The following is a 25,653-nucleotide window of genomic DNA, read 5'->3' as shown; positions in this document are numbered from 1 at the left end:
AAGGGGCAACGCTCTTTCTGTTCATCCTATATATTTTGCGTATAATCGTTTTGCTATTTTCACATCATTTGTTCCATGAATAAATGCCCTACCGTCTGTAAATAAAACGAAACGATATTCATCAATTAGAAATGATAGTAAGTAAGGCGTTTTTTGGACATGTACACTTTTTTGTAATCGTTTTTGAATTTCGTTTAAATTAAGATCTCTCTTTATTCCTGAACGGATTTGAACTGTATTCCGTCCGCATAGCACTTCCGTTTTCATCTGCGCTTCAAATGCTAGACTTGGATACGTTCGTGATTTCCCACAAGATGGACATGTACTTTTTTTCTGTCTATTTACTTTTAATGAAAGATATTGATTGTTCCAAATATCAAATGATAACATCGTTCCTCTTAACGACTCATAATCATCCACCAATATTTTCATCGCCTCTGTTACTTGGTGAGCAACGACCATTTGTACAGCTGGCTGAATGATTCCGGCTGTATCGCATGTTGCACCGCCCATAGGATGATCCATTAGACAGCGAAAACATGGTGTTTTCCCAGGAAGAATTGTATACGTTACACCGTAACTTCCAATGCATCCACCATATATCCAAGGTATATTTTCTTTTTGTGAAATGTCATTTATAAGTAGGCGCGTATCGAAATTGTCAGTCGCATCTATGATGAGATCCACTTCTTTTGTTAACTCTTCTATTTCTTGCATTGTGACATCCGTTACAACTGGTACAATTTTTACTTCAGAATTAATCTTCCTTACATGTTCTGCCGCTGCAATTGCTTTCGGTTTGCATTGCTGCGCATCTTCTTCTATGTATAACTGTTGCCGCTGTAAATTACTCCATTCCACGTAGTCACGGTCAGCGATTGTCAATTTCCCAATTCCCATCCTAACGAGTGTTTCTGCATTCGCAGCTCCTAATGCACCTGCACCAATTAGGAGCACATGCTTTTCTCTTATTTTTCTTTGTCCTATTTCACCAATTCCAGAAAACAATATTTGCCTTGCATATCGCTCTTGCATAGGGAATCCTCCTCTCACTATCCGCCAATGTAGGACATTTCAACTTTTGGACGTTGATTTGTACTTTCCGCCGTTCTTTCATCTGAATATCGATCTGTTCTATATCGCCATGTATGTTGTAAAATTTTTAATAGTGATGCATCAGAAATATTTCCTCGAAGAAGCGTTCGCAAATCCGTTCCTTTCGTTCCAAATAGACACGTGAAAAACTTGCCGTCTGCCGAGATACGAGCTCTCGTACAAGAAGAACAAAATGACTCAGATACTGAAGTAATAAACCCAACTTCTGCATCGCTCCCTACATATCGATACAATTTCGCAACTTCTCCAAAGTAACGAGGCTGAGCAGGCTCAACTGGATATACGCGATTAATCTTCTCTATTAATTGTTCCTTCGTAATAACTTGTTCAAAGTTCCAGTCGTTTGTACTGCCCACATCCATAAACTCTATAAAACGGAGCTGAATGTCTTGTTCTTTAAAATAACGAGCCATACGAAGAATTTGACTATCATTCATTCCTTTTTTTACGACCATATTTACCTTTACTTCTAATCCAGCAGCCTTTGCTGCTTCAATTCCTTTCAGTACAGGTTTTGTATTTACATTTCGTCCATTAATTTTTTTGAAGACATAATCCTCTATCGCATCTAAACTAATATTTACACGTTTTAATCCCGCTTCTTTTAACGCCTTTGCTTGTTTTGCTAAATGAATACCGTTTGTTGTGAGTCCAATATCTTTTAAGCCTTCTAGCTTTGCAAGTCTTGCAATTAACATCGGTAAGTCTTTACGCAATAACGGTTCACCGCCAGTAAGCCTAATTTTATTGACTCCCAGACTTATAAATAATCTCGCTAATCTTTCTATTTCATCAAACGTTAATAAAAGCTCTTCCTGTAAAAAAGCGTAATCAGGTCCGAACACTTCAGCAGGCATACAGTATGTACACCTAAAATTACAACGATCAATAACTGAAATACGTAAATCTTGAAGTGGACGTTCTAAAGAATCTTTCATGTTCTCGTGCATCTATATCCCTTCTTTTCTGCTGTAATCCTTAGTAAGCTTTCATTTTTTTATTTGCCTTCATTATAAAAAAGAAGCTACATATTCAATGTGACTTTTCTCACATTACTTTCCCCATTCAAAAATTCTTCACAAATACGTTCGAATTTTGTTCACATCTTTAATCTCATCCACTTTGTCTATTGAATTTTTCAAACTAAAAATTGAAAATCACTTCCCCTTACGGTCATTGAAATTTCAATGTATTTTTAAAATAGCTCTTGCATTTTCATCATACTTACACTCAAAATAGGAAATGTATTGCTTATAAGAAGAAAGGTGATCACTGTGGCAAACAGTATGACATTATCTCAAGATTTAAAAGAATTACTTGCATCTGTTGAATATAAAATGCAAATTAAAAAAGGTAGTTTTATTTTTCAAGAAGGTATGGAGGCAACAGAGCTCTATATCATCCACTCAGGAAAAGTACAAATTAGTAAATTAAGTGCTGACGGGCAAGAATTAACACTCCGTATTTGTTCGGCATACGACATTATTGGAGAATTAACATTATTCACGGACAATGCGAAGTATTTATTAAATTCAAAATGCCTTGAAGATGTTGAAGTAGGGGTTATAAAGCGTGAAACCTTAGAAAAAGCATTGCTCCAAAAACCCGCACTTGTATTTGAATTTATGAAATGGATTAGTGAACATTTAAGAAGAATGCAAACGAAGTTCCGAGATTTAGTATTACACGGCAAAAAAGGTGCCCTGTATTCTACTCTTATACGAATGACAAATAGTTACGGTGTATTAAAAGAAAATGGGATTCTCATCGATTTACCATTAACGAATCAAGAACTTGCTAATTTCTGTGCAACTTCACGTGAAAGTGTAAATCGAATGTTAAATGAATTAAAAAAGCAAGGTACAATTTCTATTCATAAAGGAAAGATTACAATCCACGATTTACAATTTTTAAAATGTGAAATTGCTTGTGAAGATTGCTCTGCCTCTGTTTGTAGCATTGATTAGCATCTTATTTAGATGCTAATCTTTTTTCAATTTAAGCTACTTATTAACGGTTATTCCCTATATAAACAAAAACGAGGCCTTCCATATTAGACCTCGTTTCGTTTTAACCATTAGCTCCTATCCGTTTACAGCAGTATTATTTTTTCAACTCATTAGGAATACGTCTTCTGTAAATTACATAACTACGGCTTACATATTTAATTGGGGCACTAAATACATGTACAAGTCTTGTAAATGGCCATACTGCGAATAAACCCATTCCTGCAAGAATATGAATTTTAAACCATACTGGTACTTCCATCATATATTCAACTTTCGGTTGGAGAATAAAGAGACTTCGGAACCAAGGGCCAATCGTTGTACGATAATCAAATCCTTTTGAATCTATATTTAAAAATGTTGAAGAAAGTCCTGCTAGCATTACGATAAGTAATAAAATAAGCGCAATATAATCTCCCTTTGTACTCGTTGCAATGATACGCTTTACTGTTACACGGCGGTACGTTAATATAATTAAGCCGATAATAGAAGCAATACCTGCCGGAAGCCCAAAACTAATTGCTACTACATGATACATATGCTCAGAAATACCTATTGAACGATATACAGCTTCTGGAATTAAAATCCCCATAACATGGCCGCCAATTACGAACATGATCCCAAAGTGGAATAATAGACTTCCGACCCGGAGCATCTTCTTTTCTAATAGTTCACTAGATTTTGATGTCCATCCAAATTGATCATAGTTGTATCTAAAAATATGTCCACCGATAAAGATCGCAAAAATGATATAGGGAAACAATACCCAAAGAAATTGATCCATCATTTTGACAACGCTCCTTTCTAATTTGTCTGTACACCCCATGTTTCGATAGCGAGTAGCACAGACGCAAGAATTGGTTCATACATACTACCCGCTTCTTTTAATTGAACATGTAATGCTTGTATATTTTCCGTGTATTTACTCATAATTGGTTCACTGTCTTGCTCATTTGCATTTGCAAAAAACTCAAGTAAAAGTGGTAAATAGTCAGGTAGTTCTTTATCTGTTACGCTAAAACCTGATTTTTTATAATGTTGTTTTAACTCTAGTAATTCAATACCTCTTTCTCTTTGTTCACCAGTGTTCATATAAGTAAGATACATATTTGTTTTCTTCCCAAAATCGAATGTATATACGTAACTATCAATGAGTTGATCATTCGTTTTATCTAGCGCTTGCTTTATAAAGCCTGTAAGTGACGCTTTAACGTCTTCCTGTTCTATTGTTTCAACCTCTTCTTGCAATTCAGTTAAAGCTTCTCTCCACCCTAGTTCGGGATAGGAGAGAAGAAAAGAAGAACAAGAAAAAGCTGTTTGTAAACTTTGTTTCATAATTTTCTGCCCCCTTTATTTAAGAAATTGTCATACAAGAGCCTGGACCACCTGTGAATGATAAACCACAGCTTCCTTGTTCGCTATATAAATCTGCCACTTGTTCACGGTGAGATGTCGGAATAACGAAGCGATCTTTATATTTCGCGATGGCAAGAAGACGATACATATCTTCTACATCCTGTTTCGTTAAACCAAGTTCTTTTAATACAGCTTCATTTGGCTCTTTATTAATTTGAAGTGCTCTCATATGCGTTCGCATAACAGCCATTTTCTTCAATGTAAGACGAATGTGTGATTCATCCCCCGCAGTGAGTAAATTCGCTAAATATTGAATTGGAATACGCATATTATCAATAGCAGGGAAAATCTCTTCTGCTTGCCAGTTACTACCTTTTCCCTCCACCATATTCATAATCGGGCTAAGCGGCGGGATATACCAAACCATTGGCATTGTACGATACTCTGGGTGAAGAGGTAGAGCAATTTTCCAATCGATAATCATTTTATAAATTGGCGATTGTTGCGCCGCTTTAATCCATTCTTCAGGAATTCCTTGTTTTTTCGCTTCAGCTGCCACTTCTGGATCATTTGGATCTAGAAAAACAGTAAGCTGAGATTCATATAAATCTTTTTCGTCTTCAACAGAAGCTGCTTCTTTTACTTTGTCAGCGTCATATAGCATTACCCCAATATACCGAATACGTCCTACACATGTTTCCGAACAAATCGTTGGCATACCCGCTTCAATACGTGGGAAACACATTGTACATTTTTCAGCTTTATTCGTTTGCCAGTTAAAATACACTTTTTTATATGGACAAGATGATACGCAGAATCTCCATGCGCGACATGCATTTTGATCGACAAGAACAATCCCATCTTCTTCACGTTTATACATCGCACCAGATGGACAAGATGATACGCACGAGGGATTCATACAATGTTCGCATATGCGTGGTAAATACATCATAAAGACGTTTTCAAAATCTGTTTTAATTTCTTCTTCCATTTTCTTTACGTTCGGATCTTGCAATCCTGTTATATGTCCGCCTGCTAAATCATCTTCCCAGTTTGGACCCCATTCAATTTTGTCGATAAATTCGCCTGTAATTGCTGATTTCGGACGAGCAACTGGTTGATGCTTACGTTGCGGACTATTTGTTAACGTTTCATAATCATAATTCCAAGGTTCAAAATAATCATCAATTGTTGGTTGATCTGGATTGTGGAAAATGTTCATAAGACGTTTCATTTTCGAACCAGATTTCAGCTGAATTTCACCATTTTTCAATTCCCAACCGCCTTTATATTTCTCCTGATCTTCCCATTGTTTCGGATAACCAATTCCAGGCTTCGTTTCTACGTTATTGAAGTACATATATTCAGCACCTGGACGATTTGTCCAGGTGTTTTTGCACGTTACGCTACAAGTATGGCAGCCGATGCATTTATCTAGATTCATTATCATTCCGACTTGTGCTTTAATCTTCAAGCCAATCTACCTCCTTCAGTTTGCGAATTACAACGTTTAAGTCACGCTGGTTCCCAGTCGGACCGTAATAGTTAAATCCATAACTTAATTGACCATATCCACCAATCATATGTGTCGGTTTTACGTGAATTCGAGTTGGACTATTATGCGTTCCCCCGCGGTTACTTGTTAATTTCGTACCAGGTACGTTAATGTGACGATCTTGTGCATGGTGCATAAACGCCATTCCTCTCGGTATACGATGCGTTACAACAGCACGGGCTACAACAACACCGTTACGATTAAAGCACTCAATCCAATCATTATCTGCTACACCAGCTTCTTCAGCATCCTCTTTATTCATCCAAACAGTTGGACCACCTCTAAACAGCGTTAACATCGGTAATGAATCGAAATACATACTATGAATGGACCACTTATTATGCGGCGTTAAATAATTTAACGTAATCTCTTTTCCTTCTACTTCAGGTCGTGATTTACGGAACGGTTTATGTTGCAGAATCGGTTTAAACGTTGCCATCGTTTCACCAAATTCTTTCATCATGTCATGATCTAAGTAGAAAGATTGTCGTCCAGTGATTGTTCTCCAAGGGATGAGGCGTTCCACATTTGTTGTAAACGGTGAGTAACGACGTCCACCTTTTTCAGAACCTGTAAAGGCCGGAGAAGTAATTACTGTTTTTGGCTGCGCTGTAATTTGTTCAAATGTGAAGCATTCTTCTTCACGTTCTTCTGCTAAATCACGTAATTTTAAATCCGTTTGTTTTTCAAGTGCTTCCCATGCTTTTACAGCCATATGACCATTTGTTGTAGAAGAAAGTGTTAATACCGCTTCAGCAGCATTGATTGCTTCTTTTATGTCTGGGCAACCTTTTGCAATAGAATCCGTTCGAACAACTCCTAATCGACTCTTTAATTGCTCATACTCTTTTTCTGCGGACCAAGAAATCCCTTTCGTACCAATCGGTTGTTTTCCCGCATTTGGTCCTAACGAAGTCATTTTGTCATAAATTGTTTTATAATCTCTTTCAACAACATGAATTTGTGGCATTGTTTTACCTGGTATTGGCTCACACTCACCTTTGCTCCAATCTTTAATCTTGCCAAGTGGTTGCGCTAATTCTTGCGGTGTATCGTGAAGAAGTGGCGTTGCAACAACTTCTTTCATTGGTTCAAGATCAATTTTCTTCGCTAAATCTGACACAGCTTTAGAAAGTGAAGTGAAAATATCCCAGTCAGAGCGCGCTTCCCACGGTGAACCGATTGCTGGATTAAATGGATGCACAAATGGATGCATATCTGTACTACTTAAATCATGTTTTTCGTACCAAGTTGAAGCAGGTAAGACGATATCAGAATAAAGCGCTGTTCCAGCCATACGGAAATCTAAGTTAATGAGTAAATCTAACTTCCCTTCTGGTGCTTCTTCATGCCATTTAATTTCTTCTGGTCGTAATGAATCACTATCGTCATTCATTAACCCGTTTGTTGTACCTAATAAATGTTTTAAGAAATATTCGTGTCCTTTACCAGAACTTGAAATTAAGTTCGCACGCCATACGAATAAGTTGCGCGGGAAGTTGTTTTTGTTATCTGGATCTTCAATCGCAAATTTTAGTTCTTTTTCTTTTAATCTTTGTGCAACATATTTTCCGATTTCTTCTTGCGTTGTTGCACCAGCAGCAACAGCTTCTTTATATAATTCAATCCCATTTTTCTCGAATGTCGGATACGAAGGTAGCCAGCCAAGTCGTGCCGCTAATACGTTGTAATCACCGTGATGTTGATAACGAGAGTTGCCTTCTACTGGTGATGCTAGATGTCCAACCGGTGTATCTTCATAGCGCCATTGATCTGTTACGAAATAGAAGAAAGATGTACCATTTTGTAATTTCGGTGGCCCTTGCCAATCTTTTGCCATCGCGATTGTTTGCCATCCTTCTGCTGGTCGTAATTTTTCTTGCCCAACATAATGCGCCCATCCCCCGCCGTTTACTCCTTGTGCTCCAACTAGAAGAACAAGATTTAAAACTGCGCGATAAATCGTATCAGAATTAAACCAATGGTTAATACCAGCTCCAACAATAATCATCGAGCGACCATTTGTATCAACGGCATTTTGTGCGAACTCACGAGCGATTTGAATAATTAGTTCTCGTTTCACTCCTGTCATTTTCTCTTGCCATGCAGGTGTAAACGGTACATCATCATTGAAGTCTTTCGGCTCTTGTCCGCCAAGCCCTCGGTTCACGCCGTAATTTGCTAACGTTAAGTCGTATACAGTTGTAACGAACACTTCGCCTTCTTCTGTCATAACCTTTTTCACTGGAATTGTACGTTCTAATACTTTGTTTCCATCATCAGAGAAGTACGGAATTTGTACAGTTCCAATCGATTCTTCCATTCCAAGTAAAGAAAGACGTGGGTCAATCTTTTCACCTGTTTCTTCATCTTCTAAACGCAAGTTCCATTTCTTTTCGTTATCCCAACGTGAGCCCATTGTGCCTTGAGGTGTTGCAAAATCATTCGTATTCTCGTTCCAAAGAACAGGCTTCCATTCTCCTAACTTCGTTTCGCGTCCAATATCAGAAGCGTTTAAGAAACGATCAGCAACGAATTGATCTCCTTTTTGTTTCAATGTGACAAAGAAAGGAAAATCAGTATATTGCTTCGCATACTTTGTGAAATATTCCACTTGATTATCTACGTAAAACTCTTGTAAGATCACATGCCCCATTGCCATCGCAAGTGCACCATCTGTACCTTGTTTTACACTAATCCAATCATCGGCAAACTTTGTAGATTCAGCGAAGTCAGGACTGACAGAAACGACTTTCGTTCCTTTATATCGAACCTCTGCTAAAAAGTGAGCATCTGGTGTTCTCGTCATCGGTACATTTGAACCCCATGTCATAATGTAACCAGAGTTATACCAGTCACTACTTTCTGGTACATCTGTTTGATCGCCCCAAATTTGAGGAGAAGCTGGTGGTAAATCTGCGTACCAATCATAGAAACTAAGCATTGGCCCGCCCATAAGTTGCATAAAACGACTACCAGCAGCATGACTTAACATCGACATAGCTGGAATTGGTGAAAAACCAACATTTCGGTCTGGACCGTATTTCATTACTGTGTAGAGTAATGAAGCAGAAACAAGTTGTAACACTTCATCCCAATTCGCACGAATGAATCCCCCTTTACCACGTGCCTGCTTATACTTGCGTGCTTTTTCAGGGTTTTCCACAATGCTTTTCCAAGCATCTAGTGGTGACTTGTTATTTTGTAATTCCTCTTGCCACATACTCCAAAGAACACCACGTACATACGGATATTTCACACGAAGTGGACTATAAATATACCAAGAAAAACTCGCTCCACGCGGACATCCTCGTGGTTCAAAATCAGGCATATCTGGACCTGTAGTTGGATAGTTAAGCTCCTGTCCTTCCCAAGTTACGATTCCATCTTTCACATATATATTCCAGCTACATGAACCAGTACAGTTCACACCATGTGTAGAACGAATTACTTTATCATGCTGCCAACGCTTTCTGTACACATTCTCCCATTCACGATCTTCATATGTTTCTTGAGTATGATTATCGTTATAACGATCTATTGGTGAAAAATATTTTAAACGTCTCATTAGTGCTGAAGGTTTCTTCTTCATACTGTTCACTCCTTTAATACGTCTCTCTTACATACCCTTACTATAAGAGAGGTTGTAAAATACAGATGTGACATTTCGCACAGTTCAAGAGATTGTCAAAAATTCAGTAGAAAATAAGTTTGTGAGAAAATCTTTTATTCCGTTTTGAAGGGTTATGATTAATCGTGATTATTAGGAGAATGGTATTTTGAGGTATCGACTATTTTGCAAAAGAAAAACGCAGGAGAAATTCCTACGTTTTTCTTTATAAATATATAAAAAAGAGTTTTGATATTATTTCAAAACTGCCATAAGAAAGAGTTTAGAAATTGTATATAAGGAATTTTTTCTTTAACAATACTATTTTATATCCAGACATATTTTACATAAAACTACAAATCATTATTTACTGTATTGCCCTTAGTTACGGAAACAATTATACTAGATGTAATCGAAATAAATATTCTGAATATTCTTAGAATTAATGACAAAATTTTTACTACCTGCAAATATAATTATAAATTTGTCCACTAAATAGATTAGAAAACGATAATAAAATTAGGAGGATTACGATGCCCCAGCTTGATTCATTACATCCCACTGTAGAAAAAATAATCAATAATATTGAAAAAATAATGGTCGGAAAACGAAAAGAAACAATCTTAGCTTTGACAGCTCTCTTAGCTGAAGGTCATGTGCTATTAGAAGATGTTCCTGGTGTCGGCAAAACAATGCTAGTACGTGCTCTTTCTAAATCCATTGATGCGGATTACAAGCGAATTCAATTTACACCTGATTTACTGCCATCAGATGTAACAGGAGTTTCTATTTATAATCCGAAAGAGCTCCAATTTGAGTTCAAGCCTGGACCAATTATGGGGAATTTTGTACTTGCTGATGAAATTAATCGTACATCTCCTAAGACACAATCTGCTTTACTTGAATGTATGGAAGAAGGCAATATTACAATAGATGGCATTACAAGGCCTTTACCAAAGCCGTTCTTTGTCATGGCTACACAAAATCCGGTCGAATATGAAGGAACATATTCTCTACCAGAAGCTCAGCTCGATCGTTTCTTATTGAAACTAAAAATGGGATATCCTACACCAGAAGAAGAATTTGAAATTTTAAACCGGATGGAAAAAACAAATCCACTCTCTCAATTACAGGCCATTACTACAATAGAAGAATTACTTTATTTACAACAAAGCGTACGGGTAGTAAGTATGGACAAAGCAATTAAGCATTACATTGTAAAGCTTGTTAATCAGACTCGTACGTATAGCTCTATACAGCTAGGAGCAAGTCCACGTGGCTCAATTGCTTTAATGAAAGCTTCACAAGCTTATGCATTTATCCATGGCAGAAATTATGTTATTCCAGACGATGTTAAATTTTTAGCTCCTTACGTTTTAGCGCATAGGCTCATTCTAAAAATGGAAGCAAAATTTGAAGGGATAACAGGAGAACAAGTTATCGCAAAAATCGTTGCACGAACTACCGTGCCGACTCAAAGGACGATGAACCCTTGATGAAACAAATGCTGCGAGCGCTATATCACGTTATGAAGTTATTGCTACTCCCTTTATGCCTAGTCTTAACATTTGTGTACGCTATGTTTCAAGGAGGGTTTGTAAGTTGGTTTTTATTTTACAGCACAATTCCCATTGCTCTTTATTCACTACTACTCCCCTTCTACGCTTTACGGGACGCTGAAGTAAAACGAACAACAAACCAAAATGGATATGTAGTAGGAGAACAATTTGTAAGCACGATTACAATAAAAAGAAAATTTCCTTTTCCCTTACTTTATTTAGTTATAGAAGATGAACTGCCACCACAATTTATAAGTTGTAAACAAACAAAGATGAATAAGGTAGTACTCTTCCCAGGATTGAAACGAAATATTTCGTTTCAATATGTTATTGACACAATCCCTAGAGGCGAGCACACTTTTTCAAGCGTTCGTGTCAAAACTGGCGATTTATTCGGCATGATGGAGAAAGAAGTAACTTTTTCAGTTCCAGATACATTTTTAGTCTATCCCCAGTATGTAGATATAGCGTATCGACAATTGGAAAATCATTTCGAACAAGGAGCGCTTTCAGCAAATATAAATTCTGCAAAAGACTCTACAATCTCTGTCGGTGTCAGAGACTATAAACCTGGAGATCGCTTTTCATGGATTGATTGGAAAGCAACTGCACGAACAAACAATATTATGACAAAAGAGTTTGAACAACAGCGCAGCCATAATATCATGATATTCATAGACAGAACCGAGTCTCCTCTATTCGAATCAGTCGTCACATTTACTGCCTCTATCGTAAGGGCTGTCTTGAAACAAAATTCACCAGCATCATTCGTGTCTATCGGAAAAGAACAAACTATTTTCCCTTTAGATAATGGAGATACGCAGTTACAACAAATCCTTTGTCATTTAGCAAAAGTACAAGCAGACAGTGTATTCCCGCTCTCCCAGAGTGTAGAAATAGAACTAAGAAAAATTTATGAGCCCGTCACGGTTATACTCGTGACAAGTAATCTTTCTCCCGATATTCAAAAGGCGGCTGATTGTGCTGCTATAAGAAATAGAAAATGTATGATTTTTGTCGTGAAAGAAAAAGCGAATCAACTTTCACACCGAGAACTCAGTATATTAGAAACTCTAAAAAAACGACAAATATTTGTAAACACGGTTTATGAAAACCGGTATACAAACGTGTTTTTTGAGGTGAGCAAATGATAACATTACAAGCAAAATACAAGTGGGATACGAACAAATTCTTCATGCATGCATGTGTATTTCTTCTTTTACTAGAATGGATAAGACCTCTTATAGGTATTACAAATGTAGGTAGATTAGATATTTTCGTAACATTTATAGGAATTTGCTTCGCTCTCTCTTTTTTTCAAACGAGGTGGCAGATTCCAATAAAAATTGTCACAGTCCTATTTATCATTCATTCCCTATATTATAAAAATGCTTTTATAAATCCATCTTGGCTAACAACACTCTTTTCTGATATGTCTCGAAATTCCTCCCTATTTTTCCAAGGGAATTTACTAGATATTTCTCCAGTTTTTCCGACGGTTTTATTTTTTCTCTCATTTTGGTTTTTGAGTTCTTTCACTTCATTTTGGATTATTCATAAAAAACGTGGGTTTTTATTTCTTGTATTGACTATTATTTATATCGCAACTTTTCATAACTTACATTTATACAATGCAAACTACGCTATTATTCGTACTGTTGTCATCGGCTTTTTTATGCTTAGTCTTCTTCAAGTAGAACGAATAAAAGAGCGCGAACACTTACAAAATTATGCTAGGGAAATCTCAAAATTACTTAGACCACTTACAATATTTATTGTATTATTAGCAACCATCGCATACTTTGCTCCAAAATTTGGCCCTCAATGGCCAAACCCAATGGATTTTTTAAAATTCAACACATCTGAAGCAAGTAAAGAACAAAAAGTTTCTACAATTGGGTATGGTTTAGATGACTCGCGATTAGGTGGTCCTTTTAAGGCGGATCCTACAATTATTTTCACAGCACGAACGCAAAACAAACAATATTGGCGAGTAGAAACAAAAGATTTTTATACAGGAAAAGGCTGGGAAATTTCTGAAAATCCGAAAAAGGTTTCTTTTAAAAATAAAAACGACGTCGTAAGCTGGTACGAACAAAATACAAAAACGGAAACGACTGAGGCAACAATTACCATGCTAAAAAGTTATCCTCACCTTACCTATCCAGCAGGATTAGTATCAGTTGAGGCTTCTTCTGATGTATCATACAGTGTTAACTCGTTTTCAGAAAAAATTTATACAATGAATGGAGACTCTTCTACTACTTTACATTCGTATAAAGTAACATATGAGATCCCTGAGTTTTCCATAGAAAACTTGAAAGCTGTAAAAACAAATGAAGGTCAAGAAACAAATCCTTATTTTATGACAAAGTACACACAACTTCCCGAGTCATTACCACAGCGCGTAAAAGACTTGGCTGCCAATCTTACAAATGATAAAGACAACCGATATGATAAAGTATTAGCTATTGAAAATTACTTCACAGACAACTCTTTTACATACGAATCAACGAATGTCTTATTTCCTGCCAAAAGCCAAGATTATGTAGATCAATTCCTTTTCGATACAAAAAGCGGCTACTGTAATAATTTTTCGACGTCTATGATTGTACTACTTCGTTCTGCCGGGATTCCTGCTCGCTGGGTAAAAGGCTATACAGAAGGAACTCTTGACAATACACTTGCCTCTGCAGAAGGTGCGGATGTTTATACAATCACGAACGATAACGCACACTCTTGGGTCGAAGTATATTTCCCAGGATACGGATGGATTCCATTCGAACCAACAAAAGGATTTACCAATCCCTATAATTTTATAAATAATACGCCTGCTCCTATTTCACAAAATAGCGAAGCAAATAATTCTAATAACGAGCAAATACACCAACGAAATAATGAAGCAAAACTTAAAAGTTTAATAGAACATACAGAAGAAGCTTCTACTAAAAAGGTCACAAATTCTAAAACTAGTTTTTCTTGGTGGTACGTATTCCTCTCTACGATACTAATTAGTATTATGGGATACATTCTCTTTATCACTAGAATGAAATGGATGACATTTCTTATTATTCATTTCTATAGATACCGAAAAGATGATGCTGTTTATCAAAAAGCTTACGGTGCACTTTTAAAACAATTTGCGAGAATTGGCATACCACGGGGTGAAAGTCAAACATTCCGAGAATACGCTCTCCATATCGATACACTTTACAAATCGGCCGATATGCAACAACTTACTGCCAGTTATGAGAACGCTATATATCAACAGGGGCAGGCTGCAGCAGAATGGAAGACATCCGTACACTTATGGGAAGTGCTTATGAAAAAAGCAGGTTCTCTACCTAAATCAGATGGCTTTGATACAGTTATTTAATCTTGAAAATGTGAGTTTAAAGAAAACGTCTCAAAGAACTACATTGTTCTTTGAGACGTTTTTTAATAAAGTGAAACTCCTAATTATTCTCCAAGTACCTTCTCAATCTCAACCTCTAAATCTACCGGCTTCGTCTGCGGCGCAAAACGCCCTACTACTTTCCCGTCTTTTCCGATTAAAAACTTCGTAAAATTCCATTTCACTGCTTTCATACCGAGTAAACCTGGTGCTTGTTCTGTCATGTATGTATATAAAGGATGAGCCTTATCACCTTTCACATCAACCTTTGCAAACATTGGGAAGTTTACACCGTAGTTTAATTCACAAAAACTAGTAATGTCCGCTTCTGTACCTGGTTCTTGTCCCCCGAATTGGTTACAAGGAAACCCGAGTATTTCGAGTCCTTGGTCTTTATATTTATCATACACCTCTTGTAATCCTTTATATTGCGGTGTGAAACCACATTTACTAGCTACATTTACAATAAGAAGTGCTTTTCCTTCGTAATCTTTTAACGATTTTTCTTCACCTGTAATTGTTTTAGCTGAAAAATCATAAACTGTCATTGTCTTTGCCCCTCTCTTCACTATCATTCTATGTTTATACTATACTACATTCGTGAATATACAGCTCTTATTACGTACTTATACGCTATAATGATAGCGCTTTATTTCCGTTCGAAAATTCGGCACAAACTACTAGACTTTTATGATGGAAAGTTTTACAATCGAAATGTGAACAAAATGTGACAGTTTATATTCCATTATAAAAGAAAAGGATGGTGTTCATTATGAAAACTGCACAACATGAAACGATTTCAAATCGCGAGTTTTATTTCGTACTATATATGATGTTATTGTATGTTACTGGCTGGGTAATCGATGTAAATGGTTTATTCTTAAGCTCCTACTTTAATTTAGCAGGAGAAATTATGCTTCCATTAGTTGGTGGGATTGTTGGACTGTTCATTATGTCTATTAATAAACAACAAACGAAATAATAGTATTACAAAAGGCAGAAGACGAGCTTTCGTTTTCTGCCTTTTTTCTATTTTAGCGTATAATAGAAACATGTAATATATAAGGAGTGGTAAATATGAAAAAAGTAGAGCAATTATCTTCTCACCTATATCTTATTGATGATTTCGATTTACAGCATAATGAACGAACAGGTACGTACGTTTTATTAGGTGACGATATTACTTTAATTGAAACTTGTGCAGCCCCTTCTCTTCCGTATATTTTAGACGGCTTACAACAATTACATATTGATTTAAACGAAGTTAAAAACATTATCGTTACACATGTTCATTTAGATCACGCCGGTGCTGCTGGTTTAATAATGGAAAAATGCCCAAATGCTACGTTATATGTGCATTCTCGTGGTGCTCGTCATATGATTGATCCAACAAAACTTATTTTAGGTGCAAAAGCTGTGTACAAAGAAGATTTCGATAAACTCTTTGATCCAATTCTTCCAATTGAAGAAGAACGTGTTCATATTGTACAACATGGTGATACGTTAAAAATTGCAGAAGACCGCATCCTTACATTTTATGATACACCAGGGCATGCGAAGCACCATATTAGCATTCACGATTCATTAACAAACGGGATTTTTACTGGCGATACAATTGGAATTTATTATAGAGAACTCGCAGACGTTGATGTAGAGTTATATCTACCATCAACGTCCCCTTCACAATTCCAACCAGATGCGATGATTGCTTCTAAAAATCACATTCAAAGCATGAATGTAGATACTATTTATTTCGGTCATTACGGCGCATCCTCTCATGTTACAGAAATATATAATCAACTGGAACATTGGCTACCTATTTTCGTTCATACTGGTAAGGAAGTCTTTGAACAGTATAATGATTTCGATGAAGCGACTAAAGCTTTACAAACTTTATTAATGGATAAAATCTCTTCTCATCTTACAAAGTTAAACGTTCCAGCAGATCATTCCGTTTATAACATTTTACATCTAGATATAGAAATTAGTGCGATGGGCATTATTGATTATTTCACGAAGCAAGAAAAAGTAAACTCCACTATTAACTAACAGTAAAAGAAGAGATATACAACAGTAGTTATTGTATATCTCTTCTTTTTTTGAATATATTTTGAGTAAAGGATGGTGGAATATAATGCAAAGAGTAATGCTATACCTCTGCTTCACATTATTTATCGTCTTATTATTATTTGTTGGAGTGAAGATTCAATTTTATTTAGATACAGACGCGCAAGTGAACTTTAACGTTTATCCAAGATTATTCTACTTTACACTCTTTCCTCTTTTGGTCGGCATTTTATTACGATTCCTTCAATCCATTAATCACGAAACAAGTAAACAAAACTGGCGTTTTCAACCGGATAAGTTTATCGCTATTACAGTGCCTACAATATTAATTTCCTTTTCTCCAGCACTACTTTTCTCACCACTTGGCGAATACCTACCTTATTTAGCTAATGTTATTCTTATAAATACAACTTTTGTTACGATAATTAGTTTAATAGCTGGTTATTCACTATTAGATTGTTTTATACAAAAGGACAATGCAACGATGAAAAAATATAATTGAATGCTCTATTTAATCGTGCAAGTCAAGGATTGTACCTCCTTGGCTTGTTTTTAGAATAATTATATTCCTGTATAATACAGTTATCGAATAAAATTCGGAGGAATGATACAATGTTTTTTCAATTTTTTCTACTAGCAATCATTATGTCTTTTATTAGTGGTCGACTAATTGGTACAAAACTAAATCTTTTCAAACAAGCAAGTGCAGCAACTTTAGGTGTTTCACTTACGTCAGCTCTGTATTGGTTTTTATATTTACGCTATCAAGATGAATCGGTTGTCGGTGTTGATAGATATTTTTGGCTAGGAAGCTCATTAATTGTATCCATGCTTTGTTACCTAGTTTTTGAATTATTTGATCCTATTAGACGAGGCGAAATGGATGACGTAGTAACGGAAAGCCGAAATCCTATTTCAAAATTCTTCGCAAAGGTTGGTAGACAAAAAAGATATATGCGTGTCTCTTCTATTGCAATAAAACACGGAATGGGTAAATATTTAGCTTTAAAGCGCTCGCCAGAAGCAGATCGTAAGCTCGCCACTTCACTTCGAAATACACTAGAAGAATGCGGCGGTGTATTTATTAAATTCGGACAAGTTTTATCAACTCGCTCTGATTTATTACCACCTGCTTTTATTCACGAGTTATCAAACCTTCAGGAAAATGTAACGCGTTTATCACAAAAACAAGTTGAAGAAATATTAAAAAAGGAACTACATATACCAAAAGATGAAATTTTCAGCTCCTTTGAAATGGAACCGTTAGCTGCCGCCTCTATTGGCCAAGTACATAAAGCGAAGTTGAAAGAAAACGACCAGGATGTCGTCGTTAAACTACTACGTCCTAATATTTCTGAGACAATTAAACGTGACTTAGATATTTTAATTCATTTTTCTTTATGGATTTCCAACAAATCAACTTGGGCTAAAAATATCGGATTTCTTGATTTAGCACATGGCTTCTCCATCGCAATGAAAGAAGAAATTGATTTCAAAATTGAGGCTCGTAACTTCGAACAAGTGTCTGATTCACTAAAAAATAGCGAAACGAAAGTAAAAATACCGAAAGTATATAAAGAATACAGTAATTCAAAAATACTTGTGCTTGAATTTTTAGATGGAGTAAGTGTTAAAAGTGGGTCAGCATTATTAAATGAATTACAAATTGATACGAAAAAAGTACAACGACAACTCTTTGATTGTATTTTAGAGCAAATTTTCTTTAAAGGTATTTTCCATGCAGACCCTCATCCAGGTAATGTGTATATTCTTCGTGATGGCACACCTGCATTACTTGATTTCGGTTCCGTCGGGCGATTAGGAACACTACAACAAGATGCATTCAAGCGACTACTTATCGGCTTTGAGCGCAAAAATTCTTATGTCTTGCTTGATGGACTGCTTCAATTAGTTGAAAAGAAGCCAAATGTTGATAAAGAGGCATTAGAACAATCTATCAGTCAATTATTAATCCAAAGTACGTATGGTTCTACAAATGGTTCTGAAGAATTCATTCAGGGGCTATTTTAAATAATCGCTGAGTTTGAATTAGCATTTTATCCAATGGTTGCAGGGGCTTTCCGTTCTCTAATTACGCTAGAAGGAACGATGCTGCAACTAAATCCCGAATTCAATTTAATGGACGAAGCGAAACGCTTTGCGAAAGATCATGCAGCTAGTTTCATGTCAGTTAACAATTATTCTAGTTTAAAAGAAGCTGCAACAAACGAATTACTCGCTATGTTACCTGCCATGCGACGCATTCCTAGAAAACTAGATGATTTAAGTTCAAAACTAGAAAACGGAGAACTATCCGTTAAGGTTGGCTTTTTCTCTGACGAAACAAATGCATCGTTTATTACTACATTTATCTCACAATTCCTCATTGCATTTATTGGAACTGCATTTGGTGGGATTTCGGTAGGCGTATTGCATTTAGCAAACAGTGCGACAGAGCCAAATGATCAATTTTTAAGTGTCGTTGGTTACGGTGGTTTATTTATAAGTGCGATATTACTTGTAAGAGTCGCTATTCATGCGGTAAGGAAATTTAAGTAATAATAAAATGAGTATACAATCACGTAGATTGTATACTCATTTTTTATTGTTTACATATTCAATATGTAATAGTTAAACGAAAGAAAGCTTTGAGCTTTTTTACTTATCTCACCTTTTCATCTACATACTCCATAAACTGCTCCGCTTTAATAAATCTTTCTTTGTACGCCTCAGGTACTTCTTCTACTGTTATCCCGCCACTCGATTTCGTTTTTACTAACACAGTTTGATATGACATTAATGCCTCCATATATTGTTCATACTCTTCAGGAGTTAGTACTTCTTTACTAGATTTATGGCCATTTAATTTATCAAAATACGGATGAAGCTCCATTACTACCTTTTTCAATTCCTCTTTTTTAGCTGGTGATAATTGATCGTAATCTATATTACCGTTCGAATCTCCGTACGCAAGCTTTGCACTAGTTAATTTTTTCATTTCTTTTGTAAACTCTTCATATTCCTTCGTACCCATTTCATCTTTCGCTTCTGATAATTTTGCATTAAAACGCATATACGTTTCTAATGTCATTGCTCCGGCATGTTTTTTTAAATTCTCAAAAGATCCGTATATACCATCCGCCATAATAGATTGATACGCAAAACCAGTCGTCGGGATTAAAAGAGCTGCTGCAAGCACTCCTGCAATAAGATGTTTCTTTCTCTTACGCCCTCCTTGATTCATTTTAATTTGAACGATTACTTTTTCTTTTAACTCCGGCGGGGCAACAATCCCCTTCGCTTCTTCTCGTATAGATTCTCTAACTCTACAATCTAAACTCATTTCACATTCCCTACCTCTCCTAAAAAGATTTCTTCTACTTGCTCTTTTTGACGTAGTTTCTTTAATGCCGAATGAATTCTAGATTTCACAGTACCAATTGGAATATGTAATATTTGTGCTACTTCTTCTTGTGAATAATCGTGTAAGTATCTTAAGATAATAACTTGTTTCAATTTATACGGTAATTTATGAATGAGTTCAATTAGTTTTTTGTTTGATATTTTACTTACAACATCGTTAGAAAAATCAATTTGTACTGGTTTTCTTTGCTCTTCTGCTTTTTTTATAATGCGTAGTCGCATCCACCTCTTTCTTCTATAAGAGTGAATTTGTTTAATCGCAAGTCCAATTAGCCAAGGACGAAATGGCTTCTCACTATCATACTTACGAAGCGATTCATATAGTTGTATGTATATTTCTTGAACGACATCATCTACATCTGTTTTATCTTCAATTAAAAAATGTGCTGTTTTATATACTTCTTGAATCGTTTTATCATACAATTCGCTATACGCTTCTTTATTTCCTGATAAAGTCAATTGGATTAAATTTGTATACACTGTTTCATCCTTCACATACCATCCCTCCTTTGTCCTACACTATATATTGGCAAGTAATTACTATTTCGTTCGATTTTTTAAATTTTTTTATATAGATTAATATAATGATTCAATATGTACATAAGCTTCACTTATAAAGTCGCATAACTATTATATAATTTCCCAATTTCTAATGAACATTTAAAATGTTTTATATAGTCAAATTTAGGAGGACATATAATGAAAGCTATCGTTGTAACGTCGTTCGGTGGTCCTGAAGTGATGAAATATACAGATGTGGATATGCCGACTATTTCAGAAGATCAAGTTTTGATTCGCGTTGTTGCTACTAGTATAAATTTCGCCGATATTAAATCCCGTTATGGTAAAAAAGGAAATAAAGCACTACCTTTTATACCAGGGATAGATGCCGCTGGTATTGTAGAACGTGTCGGTTCTCAAGTGAAAAATATTCATCCTGGACAACGTGTCATTGCTTTTCCTCAAAATGGATCTTACGCAGAATACGTTGTCGCAAACGAAAACCTTACTTTCGTTTTACCTGATGAAGTCGATTTTCAAACTGCAGCTGCTTGTCCGATTGTATCTTTTACAAGCTATAATTTACTCGCAAATGTTGCAAGGCTTCAACAAGGCGAGTCTGTACTCATTCATGCTGCGGCTGGCGGAATTGGTACAACAGCTATTCAACTTGCAAAACGATTAGGGGCTGGAACCGTTATTGGTACTGTCGGAAGTGAAGTAAAAAGAAAAATAGCTTTAAATGCTGGAGCTGATTATGTTATTTGTCACCAAGATGAGGATTTTGTAAAGAAAGTCAACGAACTGACAAACGGTGAAGGGGTTGATGTAATTTTAGACTCTATTTCTGGAACGGTTTCAGAAAAAAGTTTAAATTGTCTCGCTTATTATGGTCGCCTCATTCATTTCGGTAATGCTAGCGGTGAAATTGGTAATTTCCAAACGAAAGATTTACACGCAAGTTGTCGCTCTATACTCGGTTTTAGCTTTGGCACTACACGAAAAAAACGTCCTGAACTACTCCAAGAAACTGCAAATGAAGTTTTCCGTTATTTACGTGATGGCAGTCTAAAAGTAAAAGCAACGAAATCTTTTCCGCTTCAAGATGCAGGGAAAGCACATGAATGGGTCGAAAGTAGAAAAAGTACAGGGAAAGTAATACTAACTGTTCAGTCCTCTTCCTGAAATGAATACTTGAAACCGAGGTGTCATTCATGGGATCACGAATTATGCATGCTATTATCGCTATCAAGATTGCCGAAAAACTATATATCCAAGATAAAACTTCTTTCATACTTGGAGGTGTAGCCCCTGATGCGGTTCATTCAGCAGAAGAAAAAGGAACTTCACACTTTTACGCTGGTACAACGAAAAACTATACGAGAAGGATAGATTTCAATTCTTTTTTTCAAAAATATAAAGCTCATATGGATTCCCCTTTTCTCTTAGGCTATTACACCCATCTCATTGCCGATGACAATTGGCTAAGCGGCTTTTTTCTACCTTGGCTAAAAAATAGAATCGAAAATGACGAAACGATCGCACCCCTGTACTATAACGATTTTAAATTATTAAATGCAAAGTTGCTTCATCATTACGATACAGAACAGCAACTCTTCTCTCTTCTCAACCAAGAGGCTCACATCATGGATATTGAAGAAGTTTCTAAAGAAAACGTTTTTTCTTTTCGAAAGTATCTTTTTGAAGATATGTTGTATCCGGAGCAAAATTTGCATGAAGACTTACAAGTGTTTACGTTTGACCAAATCGTTGGTTATATTGAGACAGCCATTGAAAAAGGCGTATTTTATATTAATCAATTCTCTAATGAAAAATCCACTTCAAACATGTAATCCCCCTCAATATATTTGAGGGGGATTTTCACATAGTAATATTACTATTTGTTCTTTTCCATAACCGCAAAATAATTCCCTTCGCTATCAGCAAAGTTAAATACTTTACCAGAAGGCATAGTTACCATTTCTCCAACAGTAACATTTTTATTTTTTAAATCTGCATATAATTGATCCAGATTTTCTGAGAAGAACATTAAGGACGGTGTACCAAGATTTAATTCTGGGCTCATTTTCGAAATAACTTCTTTATTATGTAGTATAATGCTCGTTTCAGCACCATTAGTCGGAGCGATTTCAATCCATCTCATTCCTTGCTTGTTATCTTCCTCTGCTACTACATGAAACCCTACCTTTTCCGTCCAAAAATTTACTGCCTCATCTTGATTATTTACATACAGCATAATTTGTCCAACTTTATGGATCATTTCATTTCCCCCTAATGGTTTTTTATATTCTATGTAGGTTTCCACAGGTGCTATCGTTATTCCTTTTGAGTTGGTATGTACTTCTTTGCAAAATTTATCGACTGACTCATCCCATCCAGTTCGTCAAAATAATCATTTCTTTCAATCATGTTATATCCGTCGAATCCAATTTCATCTAATACTTTGAAAAATATATCGAAATCCACTTCACCATTTCCTACTGCTACTTCTATATACTTACTTGAACGATCGCTTTTCACTTCTTTACAATCTTTAATATGAGTTTGTACTATATAATCTTTTAATAGTAATAAACTTTCTTCCGGATTTTCATTTACATCACTTATTAAATTTGCTGGGTCAAAGTTAACAGCTAGTCCTTTCGAGTTTACAGTTTCTAAAAATTGTTTTAATACTATTGTTTTTTCAGATCCCGTCTCAATAGCAAAGACTCCCCCAAGTTTGAATGCTAATTCCCCTATCTCATAACAAACCCGTATCATTTTATCATAGTACTCACTTTTTTCATCATCTGGAACTTTCCCAATATGAGCTGTTATTATCTTTGCTCCCAGCTCCAAACCTCTGTCAGTAATATATTTAATCTGATCTATTGCACTGTCAACTTCTGTTCCTGTAATTCCATTTTCTCCAAAACTAATTGCTAATGATGGAATCTTTATTCCATTAAAAGATAAGCTTTTCTTTAAAGCAGTCCATTCTACCACTGGAATATTAGCTAAGTTGAAGTTTTTATTCATAGCATATAATTGAATATATTCTAAATCCCATTCCCTTGCTTTTTGTATTCCTTCGTTTACTTCAATATGTTTCGTATTCAAAAACATTCCTAATTTCCTATCCATATATGTACCTTCTTTTTATTATTTCGCATCAATTTAATATTCGACTTTTTTTATATTACTTCCTTTTACATATGTTGATTTAAAAAATGATGATAGATACATTTTAATAACCATTAATAAACCTCCTTGTATTATTCAATTGCAAATAAAAAAAGACGTAACTACAAATAGTTACGCCTTCCCCATTATTTATCTAGGCTTTTTCTTCCCAGTAAATGCTGGTTTCTTTTTCTTTGGTGCTTTCGGTTTCGTTTCTACGAATGATCCGTTGAACATTTCTTGCTTCGTAAATACGATGCCTAGTTTTTTCGCAAATTGCAGTAATTTACGTTCTTCTTGTTCTGTTACAAGAGAAACTACTGTTCCTTCTTTACCCATACGTCCAGTACGTCCTGAGCGGTGAATGTATTGGTCTACTGTGTCTGGTAACTCTAAGTGAATTACATGTGTTAAATCATCAATATCGATACCGCGTGCTGCAATATCAGTAGCAAGGAGAATCTCTAGTTTCCCACCACGGAATGCACGCATCGTCGCTTCACGCTCTTGCTTACTTGCTTCTGCATGAAGAGCTGCTGCTTTCATTTTACGGAATTGCAATTTCTGAGTAATTTCATCTAAACGGAATGGGTCATTTAAGAAAGCAACTGCTTTTACATCGCCCATATGCATAATTCTTCTTACGTAATCATTTTTTTCGCGTCGCTCACAAATGATATACGTATGTTCAACTAAGCTTTTTGACTCTGCACGTGTTATACGCACTAATTGTGGTTCAACTGCTAAATCGCGTGCAGCATCTTCTGCCGCTTTTGTAATTGTCGCCGAGAAGAATACTAATTGACGATCTCGCATTGTAGATTTAATTACATCTTGTACTGCGCCCATCATCTTTTGTTTTACAATTTGATCAAACTCATCAAATACAATCGTTTTTACTTCATGCATCTTTAACTTTTTCATTCGAATTAATTCTAAAATACGTCCTGGTGAACCGACAATTACTCTCGGGTGTTTCTTTAATTTTTCAACTTGGCGCTTAATATCTGCACCACCAATTAAAGATGCCCCTGAAATTTCAGTTCCTGCTGTAAACTTTTGAACCTCTTCATGAATTTGCATGACAAGTTCACGTGTTGGTGCTAAAACAACAACTTGTGGCTGTTTTACTTCAGGATTAATTTTATGTAAAAGGGGTAATAAGTACGCTAATGTTTTTCCTGTTCCAGTTGGAGATTCAGCTATAACGTCTTGTCCTTCTAAAATAGTTGGAATCGCTTGTTTTTGAATTTCAGTTAATTCTTTAAAACCAGCCTTCTCCCAAGCTTCTTGTAAAAATGGTTGCATATCTTTTATCATTTGTTTTTCTCCTTTATCTCTATTTTTGAAGAAAATGCTGTATTGTTCGCACCGTTTCTATCATGTGTGAAATAACAGCTATTAAATCATCAACATGGTCTTCTGTAATCGCTTTTTGAAATAGAACCTCTACCTTATTATGATATGAAATCGCTTGCTTATTATATTCGTATGAAACTTTCTGCATAATCATTCTTTCTTTTCCCCATATAGAACGCATTAAAGTTTCAATTTCTTCGCATCCTACTTCTGGTTGTTCTAACGGGAATGAAAATGCTAGCTTCATTTCACAACCTGGTGTAAACTGAGGCACTTCTAGTATTTCACCAGACAAGTTCTTTGCATCCACAGATAATGAAAATGTTGCTTCTACTAATGGTTCAAACGGTTCTGTTAATTGAAATGAGATATGATATATACGACTTAATGAAGCAAGGTCCATCATATCTTTTCGATCTGTTACAAGAATATCTCCATGTAGATCAAAATCATACACAGCACCTTCTACGATTACTTTTAAATTGTCAAAAGCAGTTGGATCAAACATAATTTCCTCCAAA

The 25,653-nt window shown here is 35.8% G+C and carries 22 protein-coding genes and 1 pseudogene; 10 read left to right on the top strand and 13 right to left on the bottom strand.

Annotated features, from left to right (window positions below; all coding sequences use genetic code 11):
- Positions 1-21: 21 nt before the first annotated feature.
- Both NZ044_RS10715 and moaA read right to left on the bottom strand, forming a co-directional pair.
- The gene (locus NZ044_RS10715; RefSeq protein WP_001158062.1) at positions 22-1,035 is read right to left on the bottom strand and encodes a molybdopterin-synthase adenylyltransferase MoeB; all 1,014 of its coding nucleotides are present in this window, start codon (positions 1,033-1,035) and stop codon (positions 22-24) included.
- Positions 1,036-1,052: 17 nt separating this feature from the next.
- The gene (gene moaA / locus NZ044_RS10710; RefSeq protein ID WP_000545009.1) at positions 1,053-2,066 is read right to left on the bottom strand and encodes a GTP 3',8-cyclase MoaA; all 1,014 of its coding nucleotides are present in this window, start codon (positions 2,064-2,066) and stop codon (positions 1,053-1,055) included.
- A 324-nt stretch (positions 2,067-2,390) separates the two neighbouring features.
- On the opposite strand from moaA, the gene NZ044_RS10705 reads away from it, so the two are divergent.
- Positions 2,391-3,083 (top strand): Crp/Fnr family transcriptional regulator, encoded by a 693-nt coding sequence (locus NZ044_RS10705; protein WP_000013863.1) that lies wholly within the window; start codon positions 2,391-2,393, stop codon positions 3,081-3,083.
- A gap of 136 nt (positions 3,084-3,219) precedes the next feature.
- Here the strand turns inward: NZ044_RS10705 and narI are convergent, their stop codons facing one another.
- Genes narI through NZ044_RS10685 form a run of 4 tightly spaced genes read right to left on the bottom strand, consistent with a single transcriptional unit; the run spans position 3,220 to position 9,625 of the window.
- Positions 3,220-3,909 (bottom strand): respiratory nitrate reductase subunit gamma, encoded by a 690-nt coding sequence (gene narI / locus NZ044_RS10700; protein WP_000969224.1) that lies wholly within the window; start codon positions 3,907-3,909, stop codon positions 3,220-3,222.
- A gap of 17 nt (positions 3,910-3,926) precedes the next feature.
- Positions 3,927-4,457, bottom strand: a complete 531-nt coding sequence (gene narJ / locus NZ044_RS10695) for a nitrate reductase molybdenum cofactor assembly chaperone (protein WP_000814227.1) — start codon at positions 4,455-4,457, stop codon at positions 3,927-3,929.
- 19 nt (positions 4,458-4,476) lie between these two features.
- Positions 4,477-5,952, bottom strand: coding sequence for a nitrate reductase subunit beta (gene narH, locus NZ044_RS10690; protein WP_000692656.1), 1,476 nt, complete (start codon positions 5,950-5,952; stop codon positions 4,477-4,479).
- Positions 5,942-9,625, bottom strand: a complete 3,684-nt coding sequence (locus NZ044_RS10685) for a nitrate reductase subunit alpha (protein WP_000729100.1) — start codon at positions 9,623-9,625, stop codon at positions 5,942-5,944. The genes narH and NZ044_RS10685 overlap by 11 nt, the downstream gene beginning before the upstream one ends.
- Before the next feature lie 551 nt (positions 9,626-10,176).
- Between NZ044_RS10685 and NZ044_RS10680 the strand changes: the two genes are divergently transcribed.
- The 3 genes from NZ044_RS10680 to NZ044_RS10670 are packed head-to-tail and all read left to right on the top strand — an operon-like array spanning position 10,177 to position 14,578.
- Positions 10,177-11,139, top strand: coding sequence for an AAA family ATPase (locus NZ044_RS10680; RefSeq protein WP_001135803.1), 963 nt, complete (start codon positions 10,177-10,179; stop codon positions 11,137-11,139).
- Positions 11,139-12,353 (top strand): DUF58 domain-containing protein, encoded by a 1,215-nt coding sequence (locus tag NZ044_RS10675; RefSeq protein ID WP_000812152.1) that lies wholly within the window; start codon positions 11,139-11,141, stop codon positions 12,351-12,353. Before NZ044_RS10680 ends, NZ044_RS10675 begins: the two co-directional genes overlap by 1 nt.
- Positions 12,350-14,578, top strand: coding sequence for a transglutaminase TgpA family protein (locus NZ044_RS10670; RefSeq protein ID WP_081143544.1), 2,229 nt, complete (start codon positions 12,350-12,352; stop codon positions 14,576-14,578). The genes NZ044_RS10675 and NZ044_RS10670 overlap by 4 nt, the downstream gene beginning before the upstream one ends.
- A gap of 83 nt (positions 14,579-14,661) precedes the next feature.
- Here the strand turns inward: NZ044_RS10670 and bsaA are convergent, their stop codons facing one another.
- Positions 14,662-15,144, bottom strand: coding sequence for a glutathione peroxidase (gene bsaA, locus NZ044_RS10665; protein WP_000219434.1), 483 nt, complete (start codon positions 15,142-15,144; stop codon positions 14,662-14,664).
- 224 nt (positions 15,145-15,368) lie between these two features.
- Here bsaA and NZ044_RS10660 point away from each other — a divergent pair, with 224 nt between their 5' ends.
- The 4 genes and pseudogenes from NZ044_RS10660 to NZ044_RS10645 all read left to right on the top strand — a co-directional run bounded on the left by NZ044_RS10660 (position 15,369) and on the right by NZ044_RS10645 (position 19,222).
- The gene (locus NZ044_RS10660; RefSeq protein WP_000844984.1) at positions 15,369-15,578 is read left to right on the top strand and encodes a DUF3925 domain-containing protein; all 210 of its coding nucleotides are present in this window, start codon (positions 15,369-15,371) and stop codon (positions 15,576-15,578) included.
- Positions 15,579-15,673: 95 nt separating this feature from the next.
- Positions 15,674-16,645 (top strand): MBL fold metallo-hydrolase, encoded by a 972-nt coding sequence (locus NZ044_RS10655; RefSeq protein WP_340949733.1) that lies wholly within the window; start codon positions 15,674-15,676, stop codon positions 16,643-16,645.
- Between the two features lie 85 nt (positions 16,646-16,730).
- Positions 16,731-17,165 carry a hypothetical protein gene (locus NZ044_RS10650; protein ID WP_001190001.1) on the top strand — a complete coding sequence of 145 codons (435 nt, stop codon included), beginning with the start codon at positions 16,731-16,733 and terminating at the stop codon, positions 17,163-17,165.
- Positions 17,166-17,275: 110 nt separating this feature from the next.
- A pseudogene (locus tag NZ044_RS10645) lies at positions 17,276-19,222 on the top strand (ABC1 kinase family protein).
- Between the two features lie 103 nt (positions 19,223-19,325).
- Here the strand turns inward: NZ044_RS10645 and NZ044_RS10640 are convergent.
- Positions 19,326-20,006 carry a DUF3600 domain-containing protein gene (locus NZ044_RS10640; RefSeq protein ID WP_000050700.1) on the bottom strand — a complete coding sequence of 227 codons (681 nt, stop codon included), beginning with the start codon at positions 20,004-20,006 and terminating at the stop codon, positions 19,326-19,328.
- The gene (locus NZ044_RS10635; RefSeq protein WP_000651123.1) at positions 20,003-20,581 is read right to left on the bottom strand and encodes a sigma-70 family RNA polymerase sigma factor; all 579 of its coding nucleotides are present in this window, start codon (positions 20,579-20,581) and stop codon (positions 20,003-20,005) included. The genes NZ044_RS10640 and NZ044_RS10635 overlap by 4 nt, the downstream gene beginning before the upstream one ends.
- A 204-nt stretch (positions 20,582-20,785) precedes the next feature.
- Here NZ044_RS10635 and NZ044_RS10630 point away from each other — a divergent pair, with 204 nt between their 5' ends.
- Positions 20,786-21,772 (top strand): quinone oxidoreductase family protein, encoded by a 987-nt coding sequence (locus tag NZ044_RS10630; protein WP_098505718.1) that lies wholly within the window; start codon positions 20,786-20,788, stop codon positions 21,770-21,772.
- A 29-nt stretch (positions 21,773-21,801) separates the two neighbouring features.
- Positions 21,802-22,440, top strand: coding sequence for a zinc dependent phospholipase C family protein (locus NZ044_RS10625; RefSeq protein WP_000535582.1), 639 nt, complete (start codon positions 21,802-21,804; stop codon positions 22,438-22,440).
- 44 nt (positions 22,441-22,484) lie between these two features.
- On the opposite strand, the gene NZ044_RS10620 is transcribed toward NZ044_RS10625, so the two are convergent.
- From NZ044_RS10620 to NZ044_RS10605, 4 genes are all read right to left on the bottom strand, one after another.
- Positions 22,485-22,868: a VOC family protein gene (locus tag NZ044_RS10620; protein ID WP_000581472.1), complete on the bottom strand. Its 384-nt coding sequence runs from the start codon at positions 22,866-22,868 to the stop codon at positions 22,485-22,487.
- A gap of 56 nt (positions 22,869-22,924) precedes the next feature.
- Positions 22,925-23,734, bottom strand: coding sequence for a sugar phosphate isomerase/epimerase family protein (locus tag NZ044_RS10615; protein ID WP_000375201.1), 810 nt, complete (start codon positions 23,732-23,734; stop codon positions 22,925-22,927).
- A gap of 189 nt (positions 23,735-23,923) precedes the next feature.
- Positions 23,924-25,093: a DEAD/DEAH box helicase gene (locus NZ044_RS10610; RefSeq protein WP_000588599.1), complete on the bottom strand. Its 1,170-nt coding sequence runs from the start codon at positions 25,091-25,093 to the stop codon at positions 23,924-23,926.
- A gap of 19 nt (positions 25,094-25,112) precedes the next feature.
- Entirely contained in the window at positions 25,113-25,640 is a 528-nt protein-coding gene (locus NZ044_RS10605) for a hypothetical protein (protein ID WP_000460216.1), read from the bottom strand.
- Positions 25,641-25,653: the final 13 nt, after the last annotated feature.

Origin of the sequence: Bacillus sp. FSL K6-1338 (assembly GCF_038006965.1) — a bacterium.
Classification (GTDB): domain Bacteria; phylum Bacillota; class Bacilli; order Bacillales; family Bacillaceae_G; genus Bacillus_A; species Bacillus_A thuringiensis_S.
The sequence above is the reverse complement of the archived record's forward strand: the minus strand, read 5'-3'. Positions and strand labels throughout refer to the sequence as shown.